Here is a 19,178-nt window from a genome sequence, read left to right as displayed (position 1 = left end):
TACCCCCTTGACCCCTACTGGATGGTGGCCCTCAAGGCCCTTTTGGTGGTGGTGGGCCTCCTCACCGCCTTCGCCTTCATGACCCTCGTTGAGCGCAGGCTCCTCGCCCGCTTCCAGGTGCGCCTGGGCCCGAACCGGGTGGGGCCCATGGGGCTCCTCCAGCCCCTGGCCGACGCCATCAAGAGCATCTTCAAGGAGGACATCGTGGTGGCCAAGGCCGACAGGCTCCTCTTCGTCCTCGCCCCCCTCATCTCCGTGGTCTTCGCCCTCCTCGCCTTCGGGGCCATCCCCTTCGGTCCCCCGGGGAGCTTCTTCGGCTTTAGCCCCTGGGTCCTCAACCTGGACCTCGGGATCCTCTACCTCTTCGCCGTGAGCGAGATGGCCATCTACGGCATCTTCCTCTCGGGCTGGGCCTCGGGGAGCAAGTACAGCCTCTTGGGCTCCCTTCGCTCCTCAGCGAGCCTCATCTCCTACGAGCTCGGCCTCGGCCTCGCCCTCCTCGCCCCCGTCCTCCTGGTGGGGAGCCTCAACCTGAACGAGATCGTCAACTGGCAAAAGGAAAACGGCTGGCTTCTCCTCTACGCCTTCCCGGCCTTTTTGGTCTACCTCATCGCCAGCATGGCCGAGGCCGCCCGCACCCCCTTTGACCTCCCCGAGGCGGAGCAGGAGCTCGTAGGCGGGTACCACACGGAGTACAGCTCCATCAAGTGGGCCCTCTTCCAGATGGCGGAGTACATCCACCTCATCACCGCCAGCGCCCTCATCCCCACCCTCTTCCTCGGGGGCTGGACGATGCCCTTCCTGGGGGTGCCTTACCTCTGGATGTTCCTCAAGATCGCCTTCTTCCTCTTCCTCTTCATCTGGATCCGGGCCACCTGGTTCCGCCTGCGCTACGACCAGCTCCTCCGCTTCGGCTGGGGGTTCCTCTTCCCGGTGGCCCTCCTCTGGTTCCTCCTGACCGCCCTGGTGGTGGCCCTGGACCTCCCCAGGACCTACCTCCTCTACCTCTCCGCCCTGAGCTTCCTCGCCCTCCTGGCAGGGCTTTTCCTCAGCCCCAAGCCTGCGCGCAAAGGAGGTGCCGCATGACCCTGAAAGCGCTCGCCCAAAGCCTGGGGATCACCCTTAAGTACCTCTTCTCCAAGCCGGTGACCGTCCCCTACCCCGACGCCCCCGTGGCCCTCAAGCCCCGCTTCCACGGGCGGCACGTCCTCACCCGCCACCCCAACGGCCTGGAGAAGTGCATCGGCTGCTCCCTCTGCGCCGCCGCCTGCCCCGCCTACGCCATCTACGTGGAGCCGGCGGAGAACGATCCGGAGAACCCGGTCTCGGCGGGGGAGCGGTACGCCAAGGTCTACGAGATCAACATGCTCCGGTGCATCTTCTGCGGCCTCTGCGAGGAGGCCTGCCCCACGGGGGCCATCGTGTTGGGGTACGACTTTGAGATGGCGGACTACCAGTACTCCGACCTCATCTACGGCAAGGAGGACATGCTGGTGGACGTGGTGGGCACCAAGCCCCAGCGCCGCGAGGCCAAGAGGACCGGAAAGCCCGTGAAGGTAGGCTACACGGTGCCCTACGTGCGCCCCGAGCTGGAGGGCTTCCAGGCGCCCACAGAAGGGGGGAAGCGATGAGCCTCTGGGAAGGCCTAGCCGTGGCCCTTCTCCTCCTGAGCGGGGCCCTGGTGGTGACCCTTCGGAACGCCATCCACGCCGCTTTGGCCCTGATCCTCAACTTCCTCGTCCTGGCCGGGGTGTACGTGGCGCTGGATGCCCGCTTTTTGGGCTTTATCCAGATCATTGTCTACGCGGGGGCCATCGTGGTCCTCTTCCTCTTCGTGATCATGCTCCTCTTCGCCGCCCAGGGGGAGGTGGGCTTTGACCCCCTGGTGCGCTCCAGGCCCCTCGCCGCCCTCCTCGCCCTGGGGGTGGCGGGAGCGCTCCTCTCGGGGCTCGGGGGCCTGAAGCTGGCCTTGGGCAAGGACCTCCAGGGGGGGCTGCCGCAAGCCCTGGGGCCCCTCCTCTACGGGGACTGGCTCCTGGTCCTCCTCGCGGTGGGCTTCCTCCTGATGGCGGCCACGGTGGTGGCCGTGGCCCTGGTCCAGCCCAGCCGGCCCTTGGATGCCCTGAGGCCTGAGGAGAGGGCGAAGGAGGTGGCGCGGTGAGCTTCCTCTGGGCCTCCGCCCTCCTCTTCGCCCTCGGGGTCTACGGGGTCCTGACCCGGAGGACCGCCATCCTGGTCTTCCTTTCCATAGAACTTATGCTCAACGCCGCCAACCTCTCCCTGGTGGGCTTCGCCCGGGCCCATGGCCTCGAGGGCCAGGTGGCCGCCCTCATGGTGATCGCCATCGCCGCCGCCGAGGTGGCCGTGGGCCTCGGCCTCATCGTGGCCATCTTCCGCCACCGGGAGAGCACCGCCGTGGACGATCTCTCGGAGCTTAGGGGGTAAAGATGGCGCTCCTTCTTCCCATCCTCCTTCCCCTTCTGGGGTTCGCCCTCCTGGGCCTCTTCGGCCGGAGGCTGCAAGAGCCCCTCCCCGGGGTTATCGCCTCGGTCCTCGTCCTGGCCTCCTTCCTGGTGGGGGTGAGGCTCCTCCTTTCGGGCGGGGCCCGCTTTGAGGCGGCGTGGCTTCCCGGGATCCCCTTCAGCCTCCTCCTGGACCCCCTCTCAGGCCTCATGCTGATGGTGGTCACCGGGGTGGGCTTCCTCATCCACGTCTATGCCATCGGCTACATGCACAAAGACCCAGGCTATAGCCGCTTCTTCGCCTACTTCAACCTCTTCATCGCCATGATGCTCACCCTGGTCCTCGCCGACAGCTACCCGGTGATGTTCATCGGCTGGGAGGGGGTGGGCCTGGCGAGCTTCCTCCTCATCGGCTTTTGGTACAAGAACCCCCAGTACGCCGACAGTGCCCGCAAGGCCTTCCTCGTGAACCGCATCGGCGACCTGGGCTTCATGCTGGGCATGGCCATCCTCTGGGCCCTCTACGGCACCCTCTCCATCAGCGAGCTCAGGGAGGCCCTGGAGGGACCCCTGAGGAACCCCAGCCTCCTCGCCCTGGCGGGCCTTCTCCTCTTTCTCGGGGCCATCGGCAAGAGCGCCCAGGTGCCCCTCATGGTCTGGCTCCCCGACGCCATGGCCGGCCCCACCCCCGTCTCCGCGCTCATCCACGCCGCTACCATGGTGACCGCTGGGGTCTACCTCGTGGCCCGGAGCTCCTTCCTCTATAGCGTCCTCCCCGATGTCTCCTACGCCATCGCCGTCATCGGCCTCCTCACCGCCTTCTACGGGGCCCTCTCCGCCTTCGGCCAGACGGACATCAAGCGGATCGTCGCCTACTCCACCATCAGCCAGCTCGGGTACATGTTCCTAGCGGCGGGGGTGGGGGCCTACTGGGTGGCCCTCTTCCACGTCCTCACCCACGCCTTCTTTAAGGCCCTCCTCTTCCTGGCCTCGGGGAGCGTGATCCACGCCCTCGGAGGGGAGCAGGACGTGCGAAGGATGGGGGGCCTCTGGAAACACCTGCCCGTCACCCGCTGGCACGCCCTCATCGGGGCCCTGGCCTTAGGTGGCCTCCCCTTCCTCTCCGGCTTCTTCTCCAAGGACGCCATCCTGGCCGCCACCCTCACCTACCCCTTCGGCGGGGTGGGGTTTTACCTGGGAGGCCTCCTGGTGGCGGTCCTCACCGCCCTGTACGCCATGCGCTGGTTCGTCCTGGTCTTTTTGGGAGAGGAAAAGGGTCCCCCCCCCCCCCACGAGGCCCCGCCGGTGATGCTCTGGCCCAACCACCTCCTGGCCTTAGGAGCGGTCCTCGCCGGCTACCTGGCCCTGCCCCACCCCCTGCCCAACCTCCTGGAACCCTTCCTAAAGCCAGCCCTAGCAGAGGTGGAGGCACACCCCCTGGGGCCCGGGGCGGAGTGGGGGCTTGTGGCCCTCTCGGCGGCCGTGGCCCTCTTGGGGCTGTACCTGGGCTACACCTTCTTCCAGCGCAAGGTCCTCCCTGCCTGGTACCTGGCCTTTGAGGCCTGGAGCCGGGAGGGATTCTATGCGGACCAGGTCTACAACACCCTGGTGGTCAACCCCTTGAAGGCCCTTTCCGAAACCCTCCTCTACGGGGACCAGGGGCTTTTGCGGGGCTACTTCGGCCTGGGGAGCCTGGTGCGGGGAGCGGGCGGCCTCCTTGCCCGGCTCCAGGCGGGCTACCTCAGGGTCTACGCCCTGCTTTTCGTCCTGGGGGTGCTTCTCGTCTTGGGGGTGATGCGGTGGTAATCGCGGCTATTCTCCTACCCATCCTTGTGGGCACGCTTCTCCTCGTGGGGCTCCCTCGAGGCCTGGGGGTCCTAGGGGCGGGGCTTTCCTTCCTCCTCAACCTCTACCTCTTCCTGGCGCACCCGGGCGGGGTAGCCCACGCGGTCCAGGCCCCCCTCCTGCCCCAGGCCGGGATCTACTGGGCCTTCGGGCTGGACGGGCTTTCCGCCCTCTTCTTCCTTACCGTGGCCCTCACAGTCTTCCTGGGGGCCCTGGTGGCCCGGGTGGAGGGGCGCTTTTTGGGCCTCGCCCTCCTCATGGAGGGGCTTCTCCTCGGCCTCTTTGCCGCCCGGGACCTCCTCGTCTTCTACCTCTTCTTTGAGGCCGCCCTCCTCCCCGCCCTTCTCATGCTCCTCTTCTACGGGGGGGAGGGGCGGGTGCGGGCCCTCTACACCTTCCTCCTCTTCACCCTGGCAGGCTCCCTGCCCATGCTGGCGGCGATCCTGGCGGCCAAGGCCCTGGGGGGAAGCCCGAGCTTCCTCCTGGAGGACCTCCTGGCCCACCCGGTGAAGGGAGGGGCGGCGCTTTGGGTCTTCTTGGGGTTCGCCCTGGCCTTCGCCATCAAGACCCCCCTCTTCCCCCTCCACGCCTGGCTTCCCCCCTTCCACCAGGAGAACCACCCCTCGGGCCTGGCGGACGCCTTGGGGACCCTTTACAAGGTGGGGGTCTTCGCCTTCTTCCGCTTCGCCATCCCCCTGGCCCCCGAGGGCTTCCAGGAGGTCCAGGGCCTCCTCCTCCTCCTTGCGGCCCTCTCCGCCCTCTACGGGGCCTGGCTCGCCTTCGCCGCCAGGGACTTCAAGACCCTCCTGGCCTACGCCGGGCTTTCCCACATGGGGGTGGCGGCCCTAGGCGTCTTCTCCGGCACGGAGGAGGGCGCCTTGGGCGGGCTTTACCTCCTCGCCGCAAGCGGGGTCTACACCGGGGCCCTCTTCCTCCTCGCGGGGAGGCTTCACGAGCGGGTGGGGACCCTGGAGATCGGGCCCTACCGGGGCCTTGCCCAAAGCGCTCCGGGCATGGCCGCCCTGGCCCTCTTCCTCTTCCTGGCCATGGTGGGCCTGCCCGGGCTTTCCGGCTTCCCCGGGGAGCTTTTGACCCTCCTCGGGGCCTACAAGGCGAGCCCCTGGCTTGCCGCCCTCGCCTTCCTCTCGGTGGTGGCCTCCGTGGCCTACGCCCTCACCGCCTTCCAGAAGACCTTCTGGGAAGAGGGCCCTAGGCCCGTGGAGGACCTGAGGGGAGCGGAGTGGGGCTTCGCGGCCCTCGCCGTGGCCACCCTCCTCGTGATGGGCCTCTTTCCCGGCTTCTTCCTGAAGGGCCTCCGGCCGCTGGCGGAGGCCTTCTTCCGGACGCTCGGAGGTGGCGCATGACCCTCTTGATCCTGGCCTTCTTCTCCGTAACCCTCACCCTCCTCGGCTTCTTCGTCCCCGTCCCCCTCTTCAAGCGCCTGGTGATCCTGGGGCTTTCCCTGGGCCTCCTCTCCCTCCTCGTCGGCTGGGGAAGGCCCTTCGCCTTCGGGCCCTACCAGGCGGACCCCGTATCCCAGGCCTTCACCCTCCTCGCCCTCCTGGGGGCCCTCTGGACGGTGGGCCTGGTGCGCACGGGGCGGTTTGAGTTCTACCTCCTCGTCCTCTACGCCGCCTTGGGCATGCACCTCCTCGCCTCCACCCGGCACCTCGTCCTGATGCTCGTGGCCCTCGAGGCCCTCTCCCTTCCCCTCTACGCCCTGGCCACCTGGCGCAGGGGTCAGGGCCTCGAGGCGGCCCTCAAGTACTTCCTCCTAGGTGCCCTGGCCGCCGCCTTCTTCCTCTATGGCGCTGCCCTCCACTACGGGGCTACGGGGAGCTTCCTCGCGGGCACCCCCGGGGAAGGCCCCCTCTACGCCCTCGCCCTCGGCCTCCTCCTGGTGGGCCTGGGCTTTAAGGTGGCCCTCGCCCCTTTCCACTTCTGGACCCCGGACGTCTACCAGGGAAGCCCCACCCCGGTGGTCCTCTTCATGGCCACCTCGGTGAAGGCCGCCGCCTTCGCCGCCCTTCTCCGGGTGGCGGCCCCTGGGGCGCCCGATGCCCTTGCCCTCCTCATCGCCTTTTCCGTGGTCCTGGGGAACCTGGCCGCCCTGAGCCAGAAGGAGGCCAAGCGCCTCCTCGCCTACAGCTCCATCGCCCACGCGGGCTACATGGCCCTCGCCCTCTACACCGGAAACGCCCAGGCCCTGGGCTTCTACCTCCTCACCTACGTCCTGGGCACAGGCCTGGCCTTCGCCGTGCTCTCGGAAATCTCCCCAGACCGCGTCCCCCTGGAACGCCTGAGGGGTCTCTTCCACCGCGACCCCCTCCTGGGCCTCGCCCTCTTCCTCTCCGCCCTCTCCCTCCTGGGGCTACCGCCCTTGGCCGGCTTCTGGGGCAAATACCTGGTCTTCGCCGAAGCCGCCAAGGCAGGCCAGTGGGGGCTTCTGGTCCTCGCCCTCCTCACGAGCGCTATAAGCGCCTACTACTACCTGGCCCTGGGGCTTTCCGTCTTCGGGCGAGGAGAGGCCGAGGCCAGGCCCAAGCCCCTAGCCCGGAGCGTGGCCTTGCTCGTGGCCCTCTTCCTCCTCCTCCTGGGCCTCTTCCCCGGGGCGCTGCTCCCCGCCCTGGCCGCGGGCTAGAGGATGCGCTTTCCGAGAAGGCTTAGGGCCAGCCCCACCATCATCTCCGCGGTGCGGTTCCGCTCGTCCAGGATGGGGTTCACCTCCACCAGGTCCAGGCTTCGCACCCTGCCCGACTGGGCCAGGACCTCCATGAGGAGGTGGGCCTCCCGGTAGGTGAGCCCCCCCGGCACCGGCGTCCCCACCCCGGGGGCGAGGGTGGGGTCCAGGACGTCTGCGTCCAAGGAGACGTGGAGGGGAAGCCCCGCCAGGTAGTCCAGGGCGTCCTCGGCGATGCGGGCAACCCCCAGGCGGTCCACCTCGTGCATGGTGTAGACCCTCACCCCCGCCTCCAGGAGGAGGTGCCTCTCCCCGGGGTCCACGCTCCGCACCCCGATGAGGACGACATCCTTGGGGTCCACGGCCCGGAAGACCCCCGTCAGGTGGGGATGGCCCAGGCCCGCCAGCACCGCCAGGGGCATCCCGTGGATGTTGCCCGAGGGGCTGGTTTCCGGGGTGTTGAAGTCGGCGTGGGCGTCCACCCAGACCACCCCCACCCGCCCCCGGGCCACCCCGGACACCGAGCCCATGGCCAGGGAGTGGTCCCCCCCGAGGACGATGGGGAAGACCCCCTCCGGCAGGGAGAGGAGCCTTTCCTTGAGCTCTAGGGCCGCCTGGCGGATTTCCTCCAGGTAAGGCCCCTTCCGGCCCCTTAGGGTCTCCGCCAGGGGCACCCGCACGTTCCCCAGGTCCTCCACCGCGAAGCCCAAGGCCTCCACCTCTTCCAGGAGCCGGGCGTAGCGCAGGGCGGAAGGACCCATGTCCACCCCCCGCCGCCCCGCCCCCAGGTCCATGGGCACGCCCACCACGGCCACGCGTTCCATGGGCTAGAGGGTAGCAGAAAGCCCTATGCGCTGCTCGGGAAGTTTATGCCCCTAGGAAAAGGGCGAGGGGCGCGCTATACTTGTAAGGATGGATTACCGCGAGGTGGCAAGCATCAACCTGGCCCGCCTCCTAAGGGAAGGGGGAACGGTTCGGGCCTCGGGGGCGGTGCAGGAGGCCTTCTACGTGGGCCAGGAGCGCTTCCCCCTCGAGGGCGAGGCCTCCTGGAGGGTGAGCGTCTCCGCCGTGGGCGGGCACGAGTACTGGCTTGCCGGAGAGGTGGAGGGGGTGGTCCTCATGGAGTGCCGCCGCTGCCTCAAGCCCACCCCTACCCACGTCCACGCCCACTTCCAGCACCTCCTCCGCTACGAGCCCGGGCTTACGGAGGTGGTCTTCCACGAGGAGGCGGAGGACGAGTATTACGCCTTCGGCCTACCCGACCTAGACCTCCTCCCCTTCCTCACCGAGGCCTTCGTGAGCGAAATGCCCTTTACCGTCCTCTGCGAGGAGGGCTGCCTGGGCCTTTGCCCCGTGTGCGGGGCGGACCGTAACCTGGGGGATTGCGGTCACCGGGTGGAACCGCCCCACCCCTTTTTGGGCCTAAAGGACCTGCTTTCCGAACTCTAGGGCTTCTGCTATACTACCAGGGGTTTAGCGGGGGCACGCCCCCCTAGGGAGGACCGCAGATGGCCAAGCACCCGGTACCCAAGAAGAAAACCTCTAAGGCGCGGCGCGATGCCCGCAGGAGCCACCACGCCCTAACCCCCCCGACCCTGGTCCCCTGCCCCGAGTGCAAGGAGATGAGGCCCCCGCACACCGTCTGCCCCAATTGCGGCTACTACGATGGGCGCAAGGTGCTAGAGGTCTGATCCCGGACCCTGGGACCTAACCCTTTTCCCGGCCGCCCGGGTATAGTGAGGCCCATGACGGGAGGACAGGTATGAGCGGGATCCTGGCCCTGGGGGCCTACGTGCCCCAAAGGGTCCTGCGGAACGAGGACTTTGAGGCCTACCTGGACACCTCCGACGAGTGGATCGTAAGCCGCACCGGGATCCGGGAAAGGCGCATCGCCGCGGAGGACGAGTACACCTCCCAGCTCGCCTTTAAGGCGGTGGAGGACCTCATGGCGCGGCATCCCGGGGCCCTGGAGGGGGTGGACGCCGTCATCGTGGCCACCAACACCCCGGACGCCCTCTTCCCCGACACCGCCGCCCTGGTGCAGGCCCGCTTCGGGCTTCAGGCCTTCGCCTACGATCTCCTGGCGGGCTGCCCGGGGTGGATCTACGCCCTCGCCCAGGCCCACGCCTTGGTGGAGGCGGGGCTCGCCCGAAAGGTGCTCGCCGTGGGGGCCGAGGCCCTCTCCAAAATCGTGGACTGGAACGACCGGGCCACGGCCGTTCTCTTCGGGGACGGGGGCGGGGCGGCCGTGGTGGGCAGGGTGCGGGAGGGGTTTGGCTTCCGGTCCTTCGTCCTGGGCGCGGATGGGACCGGGGCCAAGGAGCTCTTCCACGCCTGCGTGGCCCCAAGGCTTCCCGACGGCACCTCCATGAAAAACCGCCTCTACATGAACGGCCGCGAGGTCTTCAAGTTCGCCGTACGGGTGATGAACACGGCCACCCTCGAGGCCATAGAGAAGGCGGGCCTCACCCCGGAGGCGATCAAGGCCTTCGTCCCCCACCAGGCGAACCTAAGGATCATTGACGCCGCCCGGGAGCGCCTGGGCCTGCCCTGGGAGCGGGTGGTGGTGAACGTGGACCGGTACGGCAACACCTCCACCGCTTCCATCCCCCTGGCCCTCAAGGAGGCGGTGGACGCGGGGCGCATCCGGGAGGGGGACCACGTCCTCTTGGTCTCCTTCGGGGCCGGCCTCACCTGGGCTGCCGCCGTCCTTACCTGGGGAGGGGCCTGATGTACGCCGCCCTCTTCCCCGGCCAAGGCTCCCAGAGGGTGGGGATGGGACGAGCCCTCTACGAGGCCTCCCCGGCCGCGAGGGAGGCGCTGGACCGGGCGGAGGCCGCTTTGCCAGGCCTCCTTACACTCATGTGGGAGGGCCCCGAGGAGGCCCTCACCCTCACGGAGAACCAGCAGCCCGCCCTCCTCGCCGTGGGCTACGCCGCCTACCGGGCCTTTTTGGAGCTGGGAGGGCCCCTGCCCGCCCTGGCCGCCGGGCACTCCCTGGGGGAGTGGACGGCCCACGCGGCCGCGGGGACATTGGCGCTAGAGGACGCCCTGCGCCTGGTGCGCCTCCGGGGGCGGTACATGCAGGAGGCCGTCCCCCCGGGGGAAGGGGCCATGGCCGCCATCTTGAAGCTCCCCCTGGAGGAGGTCCGGGCGGCCTTGGAGGGCCTGGCCGGGGTGGAGATCGCCAACCTCAACGCCCCCGAGCAGACGGTGATCTCGGGGAGGAAGGAGGCAGTGGAGGCGGCGGCCGAGCGCCTGAAGTCCAGGCGGGCCCGGGTGGTCTTCCTTCCCGTCTCCGCCCCCTTCCACTCCTCCCTCATGGCCCAGGCCCGGGAGAGGCTCGCCCAGGACCTGGAAAAAGTTCAGCTGAAGAGGCCCCGCTTCCCCGTCTACTCCAACGTTACCGCGAGGCCCGAGGAGGACCCCGAGCGGATCCGGGACCTGCTCCTTCAGCAGATCACCGCCCCTGTGCGCTGGCTGGAGATCCTGAGGGACATGGAGGCGCGTGGCCTCAAGCGCTTTTTGGAGTTCGGGAGCGGGGAGGTGCTGAAGGGCCTCGTCCTCCGCACCCTGGAGGGCGCCCTGGCCCAGAGCGTCCAAGACCCGGAAAGCCTGAAAAGGGCCCTGGAGGTGGTGCATGCGTAAAGCCTTGGTCACCGGCGCAAGCCGCGGCATCGGCCGGGCCATCGCCCTGAGGCTCGCGGAGGACGGCTTCGCCCTGGCCCTTCACTACGGGCAGAACCGGGAGAAGGCCCTGGAGGTGGCCGAGGAGGCGAGGCGCCGGGGAAGCCCCCTGGTGGCGGTCCTGGGGGCGAACCTCCTCGAGGCGGAGGCCGCCACGGCCCTGGTCCACCAAGCGGCGGAGGCCCTCGGGGGCCTGGACACCCTGGTGAACAACGCCGGGATCACCCGGGACACCCTCCTCGTCCGCATGAGGGACGAGGACTGGGAGGCGGTCCTGGAGGCCAACCTCTCCGCCGCCTTCCGCACCACCCGGGAGGCGGTCAAGCTCATGATGAAGGCCCGCTTCGGGCGCATCGTGAACGTGACCAGCGTGGTGGGGATCCTGGGCAACCCAGGCCAAGCCAACTACGTGGCCTCCAAAGCCGGCCTCATCGGCTTCACCCGGGCCGTGGCCAAGGAGTACGCCCAAAGGGGGATCACGGTGAACGCCGTGGCCCCGGGCTTTATTGAAACCGAGATGACCGAGAGGCTTCCCCAGGAGGTGAAGGAGGCCTACCTGAAAGAGATCCCCGCCGGGCGGTTCGGCCGCCCCGAGGAAGTGGCCGAGGCCGTGGCCTTCCTCGTCTCCGAAAAGGCGGGGTACATCAACGGCCAAACCCTCTGCGTAGACGGGGGCCTCACCCCCCACTGAGGTCGTGCTAGAATCCCCCAGGGAGGTTTTTATGACGGAGCAGGAGATCTTTGAAAAGGTCAAGGCGGTGATCGCGGACAAGCTCCAGGTGGAGGAGGAGAAGGTGACCCTCGAGGCCCGCTTCGTGGAGGACCTGGGAGCGGACAGCCTGGACACCGTGGAGCTCATCATGGGCCTGGAGGACGAGTTCGGCCTGGAGATCTCCGACGAGGAGGCCGAGAAGATCCGCACCGTCAAGGACGCGGTGGCGTACATCAAGGCCAAGGTGGGCTAGGACAGGCCCCTTTCCCCGGGGAAGCCGCCCGCGAGGCTCCCGCCTTCCCAGGTTATACTACGCCCATGCGACGCGTGGTGGTTACCGGCCTAGGCGCCCTCACCCCCGTAGGGGTGGGGCAGGAGGCCTTTCACCGAGCCCAGCTTGCGGGCCAAAGCGGGGTCCGCCCCATCACCCGCTTTGACGCCTCGGCCCTCCCCGTGCGCATTGCCGCCGAGGTGGAGGTGAACCCCGAGGACTACCTGGACAAGAAGGAGCTTCGTCGCCTGGACCGCTTCGTCCAGTACGCCCTGATCGCCGCCCACCTGGCCCTGGAGGACGCGGGGCTGGAGCCCGGGAAGCTGGACCCCGAGAGGGTGGGCACCTTGGTGGGCACAGGGATTGGGGGCATGGAGACCTGGGAGGCCCAGAGCCGGGTCTTCCTGGAAAGGGGCCCGAACCGCATCAGCCCCTTCTTCATCCCCATGATGATCGCCAACATGGCCTCGGCCCAGATCGCCATGCGCTACGGCTTCATGGGGCCCTCCACCACCCCGGTCACCGCCTGCGCCACGGGCTCGGACGCCCTGGGCCAGGCCCTGCGCATGATCCAGCTGGGGGAGGCGGAGGTCGTCCTCGCCGGGGGAACGGAGGCGGCCATCACCCCCATGGCCATAGGGGCCTTCGCGGTGATGCGGGCGCTTTCCACCCGGAACGAGGAGCCCGCCAAGGCAAGCCGCCCCTTCACCCTCTCCCGGGACGGGTTCGTGATGGGGGAGGGGGCGGGGGTTTTGGTCCTCGAGGCGTACGAGCACGCTAAGGAGCGCGGGGCCCGGATCTACGCCGAGCTCGTGGGCTTCGGTCGCAGCGCCGACGCCCACCACATCACCGAGCCCCACCCCGAGGGCAAGGGGGCGGCCTTGGCCATGCGGCGGGCGCTGGAGGATGCGCGGGTGGACCCGGAACGGGTAGGCTACATCAACGCCCACGGCACCTCCACCCCTGCGGGGGACCGGGCGGAGGTTCTCGCCATCAAGCAGGTCTTCGGGGAACACGCCAAAAGGCTCATGGTCTCCAGCACCAAGAGCATGATCGGCCACCTCCTAGGAGCCGCGGGGGCGGTGGAGGCCATCGCCACGGTCCAGGCCCTCTACCACGGGATCATCCCCCCCACGATCAACCTCGAGGACCCCGATCCCGAGCTGGACCTGGACTTTGTGCCCGAGCCCCGGGAGGCGCGGGTGGACTACGCCCTCTCCAACTCCTTCGCCTTCGGCGGCCATAACGCCGTCCTCCTCTTCAAGCGGGTCTAGGGGATGCTCTTCCCGCGGGAAAAGCTTTTGGAGCTGGAGGCCACCCGACTCGCCCCCTACGCCCAAAAGGCCAGGGACACCCGGGGACGCCAACACCCCGAGCCCGAATCCCCCTACCGCACCCCCTACCAGAAGGACCGGGACCGCATCCTCCACACCACCGCCTTCCGCCGCCTGGAGTACAAGACCCAGGTCTTCCCCAACTGGGCCGGGGATTACTACCGCACCCGGCTCACCCACACCCTGGAGGTGGCCCAGGTGTCCCGCTCCATCGCCCGGGCCCTTGGACTCAACGAGGACCTCACCGAGGCCATCGCCCTCTCCCACGACCTGGGCCACCCCCCCTTCGGCCACACGGGAGAGCGGATCCTGAACGCCCTCATGCAAGACCACGGAGGCTTTGAGCACAACGCCCAGGCCCTGCGCCTCCTCACCCACCTGGAGGAGCGCTACCCGGGCTTCAAGGGGCTGAACCTCACCTACGAGGTGCTGGAAGGCATCGCCACCCACGAGGCCGCCTACGCCCCCGGCTTCAAGCCCGACTACCCCGGACAAGGGACCCTCGAGGCCCAGGTGGTGGACCTCTCCGACGCCATCGCCTACGCCGCGCACGACCTGGACGACGGCCTCCGCTCGGGGCTCCTCCGCCCCGAGGAGCTCGCCGAGGTCCCCCTCCTGCGGGCCCTGGCCCAGGAGGAAGGGCTGGAGCTCTCCCGCCTCACGGAGCTGGGGCGGCGGGTCCTCATCCGCCAGCTCCTCGGCTACCTCATCGCCGAGGCCACGGAGGCCACCCACCGGAGGGTGGAAGGAAGGAGGGTGAGGAGCGCCGAGGAGGTGCGCCGCCACCCCGAGCGCCTGGCGGCCCTCTCCCCTGAGGCCGAAAGGGCGCACCGGGAGCTTCAAGCCTTTCTCCGGGAAAGGCTTTACCAGCACCCGGAGGTCCTGAGGGAGAGGCGCAAGGCGGAGATGGTCCTGGAGGGGCTTTTCGCCACCTACGTGGGGCACCCGGAGATCCTGCCCAAGGAGGTGCAGGGCAGGATCCCGGAGGAGGGCCTGGAGAGGGCCGTCTGCGACTACCTGGCCGGCATGACCGACCGCTTCGCCCTGGAGGCGTACCGGCGGCTTTTCCCCTGAGGACCCCGGGCTACGGGGGTAGAATGTTTCGGTGAAAACCCTGCACTGGAACACCCTGTTCGGTGAGCGGGCGGCCCGGATCCAGGCCTCCACCATCCGGGAGCTCCTCAAGCTTACCCAGAGGCCCGGGATCCTCAGCTTCGCCGGGGGGCTCCCCGCCCCCGAGCTCTTCCCCAAGGAGGAGGCAGCGGAGAAGGCCCAAAGGATCCTGCGGGAAAAAGGCGAGGTAGCCCTGCAGTACGGCCCCACCGAGGGGTATTTCCCCTTAAGGGCGTGGGTGGCGGAGTGGCTTTCGGTCACCCCGGAGGAGGTCCTCATCACCACGGGAAGCCAACAGGGCCTGGACCTTCTCGGCAAGGTCTTCCTGGACGAGGGCGCCCCGGTCCTCCTCGAGGCCCCCAGCTACATGGGGGCCATCCAAGCCTTCCGGGCCTACGGACCCCGCTTCCTCACGGTGCCCGCCGGGGAGGAGGGACCGGACCTTTCCGCCCTGGAGGAGGTACTCCGGCGGGAACGCCCCCGCTTCCTCTACCTCATCCCCTCCTTCCAGAACCCCTCGGGCGGCCTCATGCCCCTTTCCGCGCGGGAGAGGCTCTTGGAGCGGGTGATGGAGCGGGGCCTCGTGGTGGTGGAGGACGATGCCTACCGGGAGCTCTACTTCGGCGAGGCCCGCCTCAAGAGCCTCTTTGAGCTCGCCCGGGAGGCGGGCTACCCCGGGGTCATCTACCTCGGGAGCTTCTCCAAGGTCCTGGCCCCTGGCCTCCGGGTGGCCTTTGCCGTGGGGCACCCGGAGGCCCTGCAGAAGCTGGTCCAGGCCAAGCAGGGAACGGACCTGCACACCCCCGTCCTGAACCAAATCCTGGTGCACGAGCTGGTGAAGGAGGGCTTTGAGGCCAGGCTACGGCTCATCCGCAGGACCTATCGGGAGAAGGCGGAGGCCATGCTCGAGGCCCTAGACCGGGAGATGCCCAAGGAGGTGCGCTACACCCGGCCCAAGGGGGGGATGTTCGTCTGGATGGAGCTTCCCCAAGGGCTTTCCGCCGAGGCCCTCTTCCAAAGGGCCATCGCCGAGAACGTGGCCTTCGTGCCCGGGGGGCCCTTCTTCGCGAATGGAGGCGGGGAGAACACCCTGAGGCTCTCCTACGCCACCTTGGACCGGGAGGGGATCCAGGAGGGCGTGCGCCGCCTGGGACGGGCGCTAAAGGGGCTTTTGACCTGGGTTTAGGAAGAGGAGAGGCTCCCGCTCCCTCAGGGCCCCTACGAGGGCGTCAAAGAAGGCCTCCCCCGCCTCCAGGGTGGCCTCGAGGTCCAGGAATAGGCCGGGGGTCCGACTGCCCACCTCAATGACCCAGTGCCCCTCAATGAGGCCCTGGGCCCACAAGGGAGGCCGCCGCTGGGTCAAGTCGTCCAGCCAGTCCTTAAAGCGGTTGTAGCCCTCCTCCCACTCCTCTCCTCCTGCCTTAGCGGCCTTCCCCCCCGTGCTTTTGCCAAAGGCCCCGTGGTCCAACACCACGGCGTAGCCGATGACCACCTCCGGGTAGAGCATCTGGACAGAGGAAACCTCGCCGAGAAGGTCGTCCAACCGGTTGGGGAGGGAACCCAGGGGATTGCGGAGGAGCGACTTGAGGGAAAGAAGAAGGCGGGGCTTCTCCCCTGGGTGCTGGATGCGCGAACCTCCCCCGCCCGCGAGGAGGGGGGCGAGCAGGACCACGTCCCAGTTCTTCTCCCGGGGAAAACCCCGGACGCTCACCTCACCCCGGCTTCCTCCCAGAAGGCCTCTAAGGCCCCGGGCTTCCAACCGGGCAATACAGTAGTCCGCCAAAAGGTCCCAACGCCTCTTGCTCTGGGCTGGCTTTGCCAGCCCTTCCCGAAGGGCTGCTTCCAAGGCCCGCCGGAGCTCCATCTAGTCCTCCACGACCTCCAGCACCTCCCCGGGCACCTCCCGGGCGAAGCGCTCCCGGGCGAGAACGGCGTAGCCCGGGACGAGCTCCACGCCGAGGGCCCTCCTCCCCCACTTGGCGGCGGCCACGAGGGTGGTCCCGGTCCCGGCGAAGGGGTCTAAGACCACGTCCCCCACGAAGCTGAACATGCGCACCAGGCGCTCGGCGAGTTCCAGGGGGAAGGGCGCGGGGTGAGCCCGGGTGCTCTCCCCGGGGATGTCGTCCCAGATCTGCCGGAAGAAGCAGTGGAAGTCCTCCTTGGAAAGGCGGCTCTTCTCCCGCTGCTCAGGGGTGGGCTTGCGGTAGCCCCCGGGCTTCCTCTGCATGAGGATGTACTCAATCTCCGTCTTGATGACGGCCCCGGGCTCGTAGGGCTTGCCCAGGAAGACGCCTCGCCCCTCCACCTCGAGGCGGGCGTTGGTGTGCTTGTGCCAGATGATGGGGTTGAGGTTGTCAAACCCAAGCTTGCGGCACCGGACCTGGATGTCGGCGTGAAGGGGAAAGACCAGGTGCCGCCCGAAGCGCCTTCTCGCCACGGCCACGTCCCCCACCACGATGACGAGCCTGCCCCCGGGCACGAGGAGGCGGAAGACCTCCCGCCACACCCGGTCCAGCTCGTCCAGGAAGGCCTCGTAGTCCTCAATGTGGCCGAGCTGGCCCGGGGTGTCCTCGTAGCGCTTGAGCGTCCAGTAGGGGGGCGAGGTGAGGACCAGGTGGACGGAGGCCTCGGGAAGCTCGGCGAGAACCTTACGGGCGTCCCCGATGTGGAGGGCGTAGGAGGCCACCAGGGACGGGTCCGGACCACGGACTTTACCCGTACCCTGCGCCGGAGGAACCGGAGAGTGCCTCATTAGGAGCGATTATACGGGGTCTTCTGCCAACGCGACCCCCTCAGGCCACTCCCCCCCGAGGGCGCGCCAGGCCTCCACCATGTCCCGGGGCACGGGGGCCAAGAACTCCAGGACGCGCCCCGTGCGGGGATGGGGAAGGCGGAGCTCGTAGGCGTGCAGGGCCTGGCGGGGAATGTAAGGGCTCTTCCGCCCATAAAGCTCGTCCCCCAGGACCGGGGCCCTTAGGTACTTGAGGTGAACCCGGATCTGGTGGGTGCGGCCCGTGTGGGGCCTCGCCTCCACCAAGGCGTAGGCCCCGGCCCGGCCCAGGATCTGGAACTCGGTCTCCGCATACCGGGGGGCCACCCCGCCCACGTGCATCTTGTGCCGCTCCACGGGGTGACGGCCGATGGGGGCGATGAGGGTGCCCTCCCTGGGATGGCCTTCGGTGAGGGCCAGGTACCGCTTCATGACCATCCGGTCGCGGAACGCCCGGGAAAGGGCCTCGAGGGCCCCAGGGCCCTTGGCCACCACCAGAACCCCGCTCGTATCCTTGTCCAAGCGGTGAACGATGCCCGGGCGTACCCTCTCGGGGGGCATCTCGCCCTCGGGAGGGGGGAAGTAGCGCCCCAAGAGGGCGTTCACCACCGTGCCGGTGTAGACCCCCGGCGCGGGGTGGCTTAAGAGCCCCGGGGGTTTGTTCAGGACCAGGAGGTCCTCGTCCTCGTAAAGGACGGGCAAGGCGAAGTCCTCCGGCACCACCAGGGGACGCTCCTCCAGGGGCTTCACCACCACCTCCTCGCCCTTCAGGCGATAGGCGGGTTTGACCACCACCTGTTCCCCCACCCGCACCAGGCCCCGGGCGATCCAGTCTTGGGCCTTGGCCCGGCTCACGCCGCAGACCTCGGCCACCGCCTGGTCCAGGCGCAGGCCTTCCCTGCGGAAGCGCACCACGCTCCCCATGATATCCCCCTCGAGGTGGGGGCCTTTCCCCGCTCAGCAAAAAACCCCGGCACCAGGGCCGAGGGCAAGCTTGGCGGAGAGGGCGGGATTCGAACCCGCGAGGCAGGTTTAAGCCCGCCTACACGATTTCCAGTCGTGTCCCTTCAGCCACTCGGGCACCTCTCCAAGTGCCAGCCCCGAGTGTATCAAGGGGATTTCCTTTAAGTCAAGGGGCTAACAAAAGCCAACCTTGTGAGCCCAAGAACAACTTTCGCTCCTAAGCTCCAATAACCCCTCCGGGACTTTCTACCGGGGCCCCCATGGGGTGATATTAGGCTACCCGCTTCCCCGCCAGGTAAACCGCCTGTACCCTAAGCCCCTCGTCCAGCACCACTAGGTCGGCCCGCTTCCCCAAAGCAATCTCTCCCCTATCCTTAAGGCCAAGATACCGGGCAGGCCAGGTGGAAAGCCTCCGGGCCACCTCCTCCAGAGGGAAACCCCAGGCCACCAGGTTCCTTAAAGCCTGGTCTAGGGTAAGGGCACTCCCCGCCAGGCTTTCCCCTAGCCACACCCCCTCCCCCCGCTTCTCCACCCGATGGGCCCCCAAGGCGTAGAACCCGTCTGGCATCCCCGCTGCCGCCACCGCATCGCTGACAAAGTAAAGGCCAGGAATAGCCTTCAGGGCCAAGCGGAGGGCCGCCACGTGCACATGCAACCCATCGGGGATTACCTCGGCCCACATCCCCCGTTCCAGGGCAAGCCCCACCACCCCAGGCTCCCGGTGGTGCAGGCCGGTCATGGCGTTGTAGAGGTGGGTAAAGCCCGAGGCACCGGCCTCTAGGGCAGCTAGACCCTCCTCGTAACTGGCGGCGGTATGGCCCAGCTGGACCCGCACTCCCCTCTCCGCCAGAAACCGGACCAGCTCTAAGGACCCGGGGAGCTCAGGGGCTAGGGTAACCACCCGCACCGGGGCCAGGGCCAGGAGTTCCTCCATGAGGTCCAGATCCGGTAAGCGGGGAAAGGGGGGCTGGGCTCCAAGCCGCCTCGGGCTGAGGAAAGGACCCTCCAGGTGAACCCCAAGAAGGGCCTGGCAGGCCCCAATGGCTTCGCGCAGTCCCTCTAGGGCCCGCTTTAGGTCTCCTATCGGAGCGGTGACAGTGGTGGGAAGCAGACCGGTGGTGCCGTGGCGGAGATGGAAGCGGGCCATGGCCAAGACGGCCTCTTTGCCCTCCATGGCGTCCGCCCCCCCTCCCCCATGGACATGAAGGTCCAAAAAGCCGGGAAGGACATAGGGTCCCCCCACCTCCCTCTCCTCCAAGGCCTCGATGTGAGAGGAGAAGTACAGCTTCCCTTCCACAAAACCTCGTTCCGTGAGGATTCGGCCTTCCAAGGTCATGGTGC

Annotated in this window: 21 protein-coding genes and 1 tRNA gene; 16 read left to right on the top strand and 6 right to left on the bottom strand. The window is 68.2% G+C overall.

Going from position 1 to position 19,178, the window contains the following annotated elements; translation table 11 throughout:
• Positions 1–21 precede the first annotated feature (21 nt).
• The 7 genes from nuoH to H531_RS0103975 are packed head-to-tail and all read left to right on the top strand — an operon-like array spanning position 22 to position 6,948.
• Positions 22–1,086 carry an NADH-quinone oxidoreductase subunit NuoH gene (gene nuoH / locus H531_RS0104005; protein WP_156860455.1) on the top strand — a complete coding sequence of 355 codons (1,065 nt, stop codon included), beginning with the start codon at positions 22–24 and terminating at the stop codon, positions 1,084–1,086.
• Positions 1,083–1,631, top strand: coding sequence for an NADH-quinone oxidoreductase subunit NuoI (gene nuoI, locus H531_RS0104000; protein ID WP_022798073.1), 549 nt, complete (start codon positions 1,083–1,085; stop codon positions 1,629–1,631). Before nuoH ends, nuoI begins: the two co-directional genes overlap by 4 nt.
• Positions 1,628–2,161, top strand: coding sequence for an NADH-quinone oxidoreductase subunit J family protein (locus tag H531_RS0103995; protein WP_022798072.1), 534 nt, complete (start codon positions 1,628–1,630; stop codon positions 2,159–2,161). Before nuoI ends, H531_RS0103995 begins: the two co-directional genes overlap by 4 nt.
• Positions 2,158–2,445, top strand: coding sequence for an NADH-quinone oxidoreductase subunit NuoK (nuoK, locus tag H531_RS0103990; protein ID WP_022798071.1), 288 nt, complete (start codon positions 2,158–2,160; stop codon positions 2,443–2,445). The genes H531_RS0103995 and nuoK overlap by 4 nt, the downstream gene beginning before the upstream one ends.
• 2 nt (positions 2,446–2,447) lie before the next feature.
• Positions 2,448–4,268 carry an NADH-quinone oxidoreductase subunit L gene (gene nuoL, locus H531_RS0103985; RefSeq protein ID WP_022798070.1) on the top strand — a complete coding sequence of 607 codons (1,821 nt, stop codon included), beginning with the start codon at positions 2,448–2,450 and terminating at the stop codon, positions 4,266–4,268.
• Complete coding sequence (locus H531_RS0103980) at positions 4,262–5,671, top strand: complex I subunit 4 family protein (protein WP_022798069.1); 1,410 nt, start codon at positions 4,262–4,264, stop codon at positions 5,669–5,671. The genes nuoL and H531_RS0103980 overlap by 7 nt, the downstream gene beginning before the upstream one ends.
• Complete coding sequence (locus H531_RS0103975; RefSeq protein ID WP_022798068.1) at positions 5,668–6,948, top strand: NADH-quinone oxidoreductase subunit N; 1,281 nt, start codon at positions 5,668–5,670, stop codon at positions 6,946–6,948. The genes H531_RS0103980 and H531_RS0103975 overlap by 4 nt, the downstream gene beginning before the upstream one ends.
• Here the strand turns inward: H531_RS0103975 and rocF are convergent.
• Entirely contained in the window at positions 6,945–7,811 is an 867-nt protein-coding gene (gene rocF / locus H531_RS0103970; RefSeq protein ID WP_022798067.1) for an arginase, read from the bottom strand. The two genes, H531_RS0103975 and rocF, sit on opposite strands and share 4 nt — an antisense overlap.
• Before the next feature lie 88 nt (positions 7,812–7,899).
• Here rocF and H531_RS0103965 point away from each other — a divergent pair, with 88 nt between their 5' ends.
• From H531_RS0103965 to lysN, 9 genes are all read left to right on the top strand, one after another.
• Complete coding sequence (locus H531_RS0103965; protein ID WP_022798066.1) at positions 7,900–8,436, top strand: YceD family protein; 537 nt, start codon at positions 7,900–7,902, stop codon at positions 8,434–8,436.
• A gap of 59 nt (positions 8,437–8,495) precedes the next feature.
• Positions 8,496–8,678 carry a 50S ribosomal protein L32 gene (rpmF, locus tag H531_RS13830; protein WP_084521279.1) on the top strand — a complete coding sequence of 61 codons (183 nt, stop codon included), beginning with the start codon at positions 8,496–8,498 and terminating at the stop codon, positions 8,676–8,678.
• Positions 8,679–8,749: 71 nt separating this feature from the next.
• Entirely contained in the window at positions 8,750–9,718 is a 969-nt protein-coding gene (locus H531_RS0103960; protein ID WP_022798065.1) for a beta-ketoacyl-ACP synthase III, read from the top strand.
• Complete coding sequence (gene fabD, locus H531_RS0103955) at positions 9,718–10,635, top strand: ACP S-malonyltransferase (protein WP_022798064.1); 918 nt, start codon at positions 9,718–9,720, stop codon at positions 10,633–10,635. Before H531_RS0103960 ends, fabD begins: the two co-directional genes overlap by 1 nt.
• Positions 10,628–11,365 carry a 3-oxoacyl-[acyl-carrier-protein] reductase gene (gene fabG, locus H531_RS0103950; protein ID WP_022798063.1) on the top strand — a complete coding sequence of 246 codons (738 nt, stop codon included), beginning with the start codon at positions 10,628–10,630 and terminating at the stop codon, positions 11,363–11,365. Before fabD ends, fabG begins: the two co-directional genes overlap by 8 nt.
• Before the next feature lie 31 nt (positions 11,366–11,396).
• Positions 11,397–11,639 carry an acyl carrier protein gene (gene acpP, locus H531_RS0103945; RefSeq protein WP_022798062.1) on the top strand — a complete coding sequence of 81 codons (243 nt, stop codon included), beginning with the start codon at positions 11,397–11,399 and terminating at the stop codon, positions 11,637–11,639.
• A gap of 65 nt (positions 11,640–11,704) precedes the next feature.
• Positions 11,705–12,931, top strand: coding sequence for a beta-ketoacyl-ACP synthase II (fabF, locus tag H531_RS0103940; RefSeq protein WP_022798061.1), 1,227 nt, complete (start codon positions 11,705–11,707; stop codon positions 12,929–12,931).
• 3 nt (positions 12,932–12,934) lie between these two features.
• A complete protein-coding gene (locus tag H531_RS0103935) occupies positions 12,935–14,065 on the top strand; it encodes a deoxyguanosinetriphosphate triphosphohydrolase (protein WP_022798060.1) in 1,131 nt (376 codons plus the stop codon).
• Between the two features lie 31 nt (positions 14,066–14,096).
• Entirely contained in the window at positions 14,097–15,290 is a 1,194-nt protein-coding gene (gene lysN, locus H531_RS0103930) for a 2-aminoadipate transaminase (protein ID WP_022798059.1), read from the top strand.
• Here lysN and H531_RS0103925 read toward each other — a convergent pair.
• The 5 genes from H531_RS0103925 to nagA all read right to left on the bottom strand — a co-directional run bounded on the left by H531_RS0103925 (position 15,264) and on the right by nagA (position 19,173).
• On the bottom strand, positions 15,264–15,968 hold the full coding sequence (locus tag H531_RS0103925) for a hypothetical protein (protein WP_022798058.1): 705 nt from the start codon (positions 15,966–15,968) through the stop codon (positions 15,264–15,266). The genes lysN and H531_RS0103925 overlap by 27 nt on opposite strands.
• Positions 15,969–16,856: a DNA methyltransferase gene (locus tag H531_RS12790; protein ID WP_022798057.1), complete on the bottom strand. Its 888-nt coding sequence runs from the start codon at positions 16,854–16,856 to the stop codon at positions 15,969–15,971.
• 9 nt (positions 16,857–16,865) lie between these two features.
• Positions 16,866–17,789: an RluA family pseudouridine synthase gene (locus tag H531_RS0103915; protein WP_028490632.1), complete on the bottom strand. Its 924-nt coding sequence runs from the start codon at positions 17,787–17,789 to the stop codon at positions 16,866–16,868.
• Between the two features lie 80 nt (positions 17,790–17,869).
• Positions 17,870–17,963 (bottom strand) — tRNA-Ser (locus H531_RS0103910).
• Between the two features lie 145 nt (positions 17,964–18,108).
• A complete protein-coding gene (nagA, locus tag H531_RS0103905) occupies positions 18,109–19,173 on the bottom strand; it encodes an N-acetylglucosamine-6-phosphate deacetylase (RefSeq protein ID WP_022798055.1) in 1,065 nt (354 codons plus the stop codon).
• Between the last annotated feature and the right edge of the window lie 5 nt (positions 19,174–19,178).

This window comes from Thermus islandicus DSM 21543 (assembly GCF_000421625.1).
In the GTDB taxonomy this organism is placed as follows: Bacteria; Deinococcota; Deinococci; order Deinococcales; family Thermaceae; genus Thermus; species Thermus islandicus.
The sequence above is the reverse complement of the archived record's forward strand: the minus strand, read 5'-3'. Positions and strand labels throughout refer to the sequence as shown.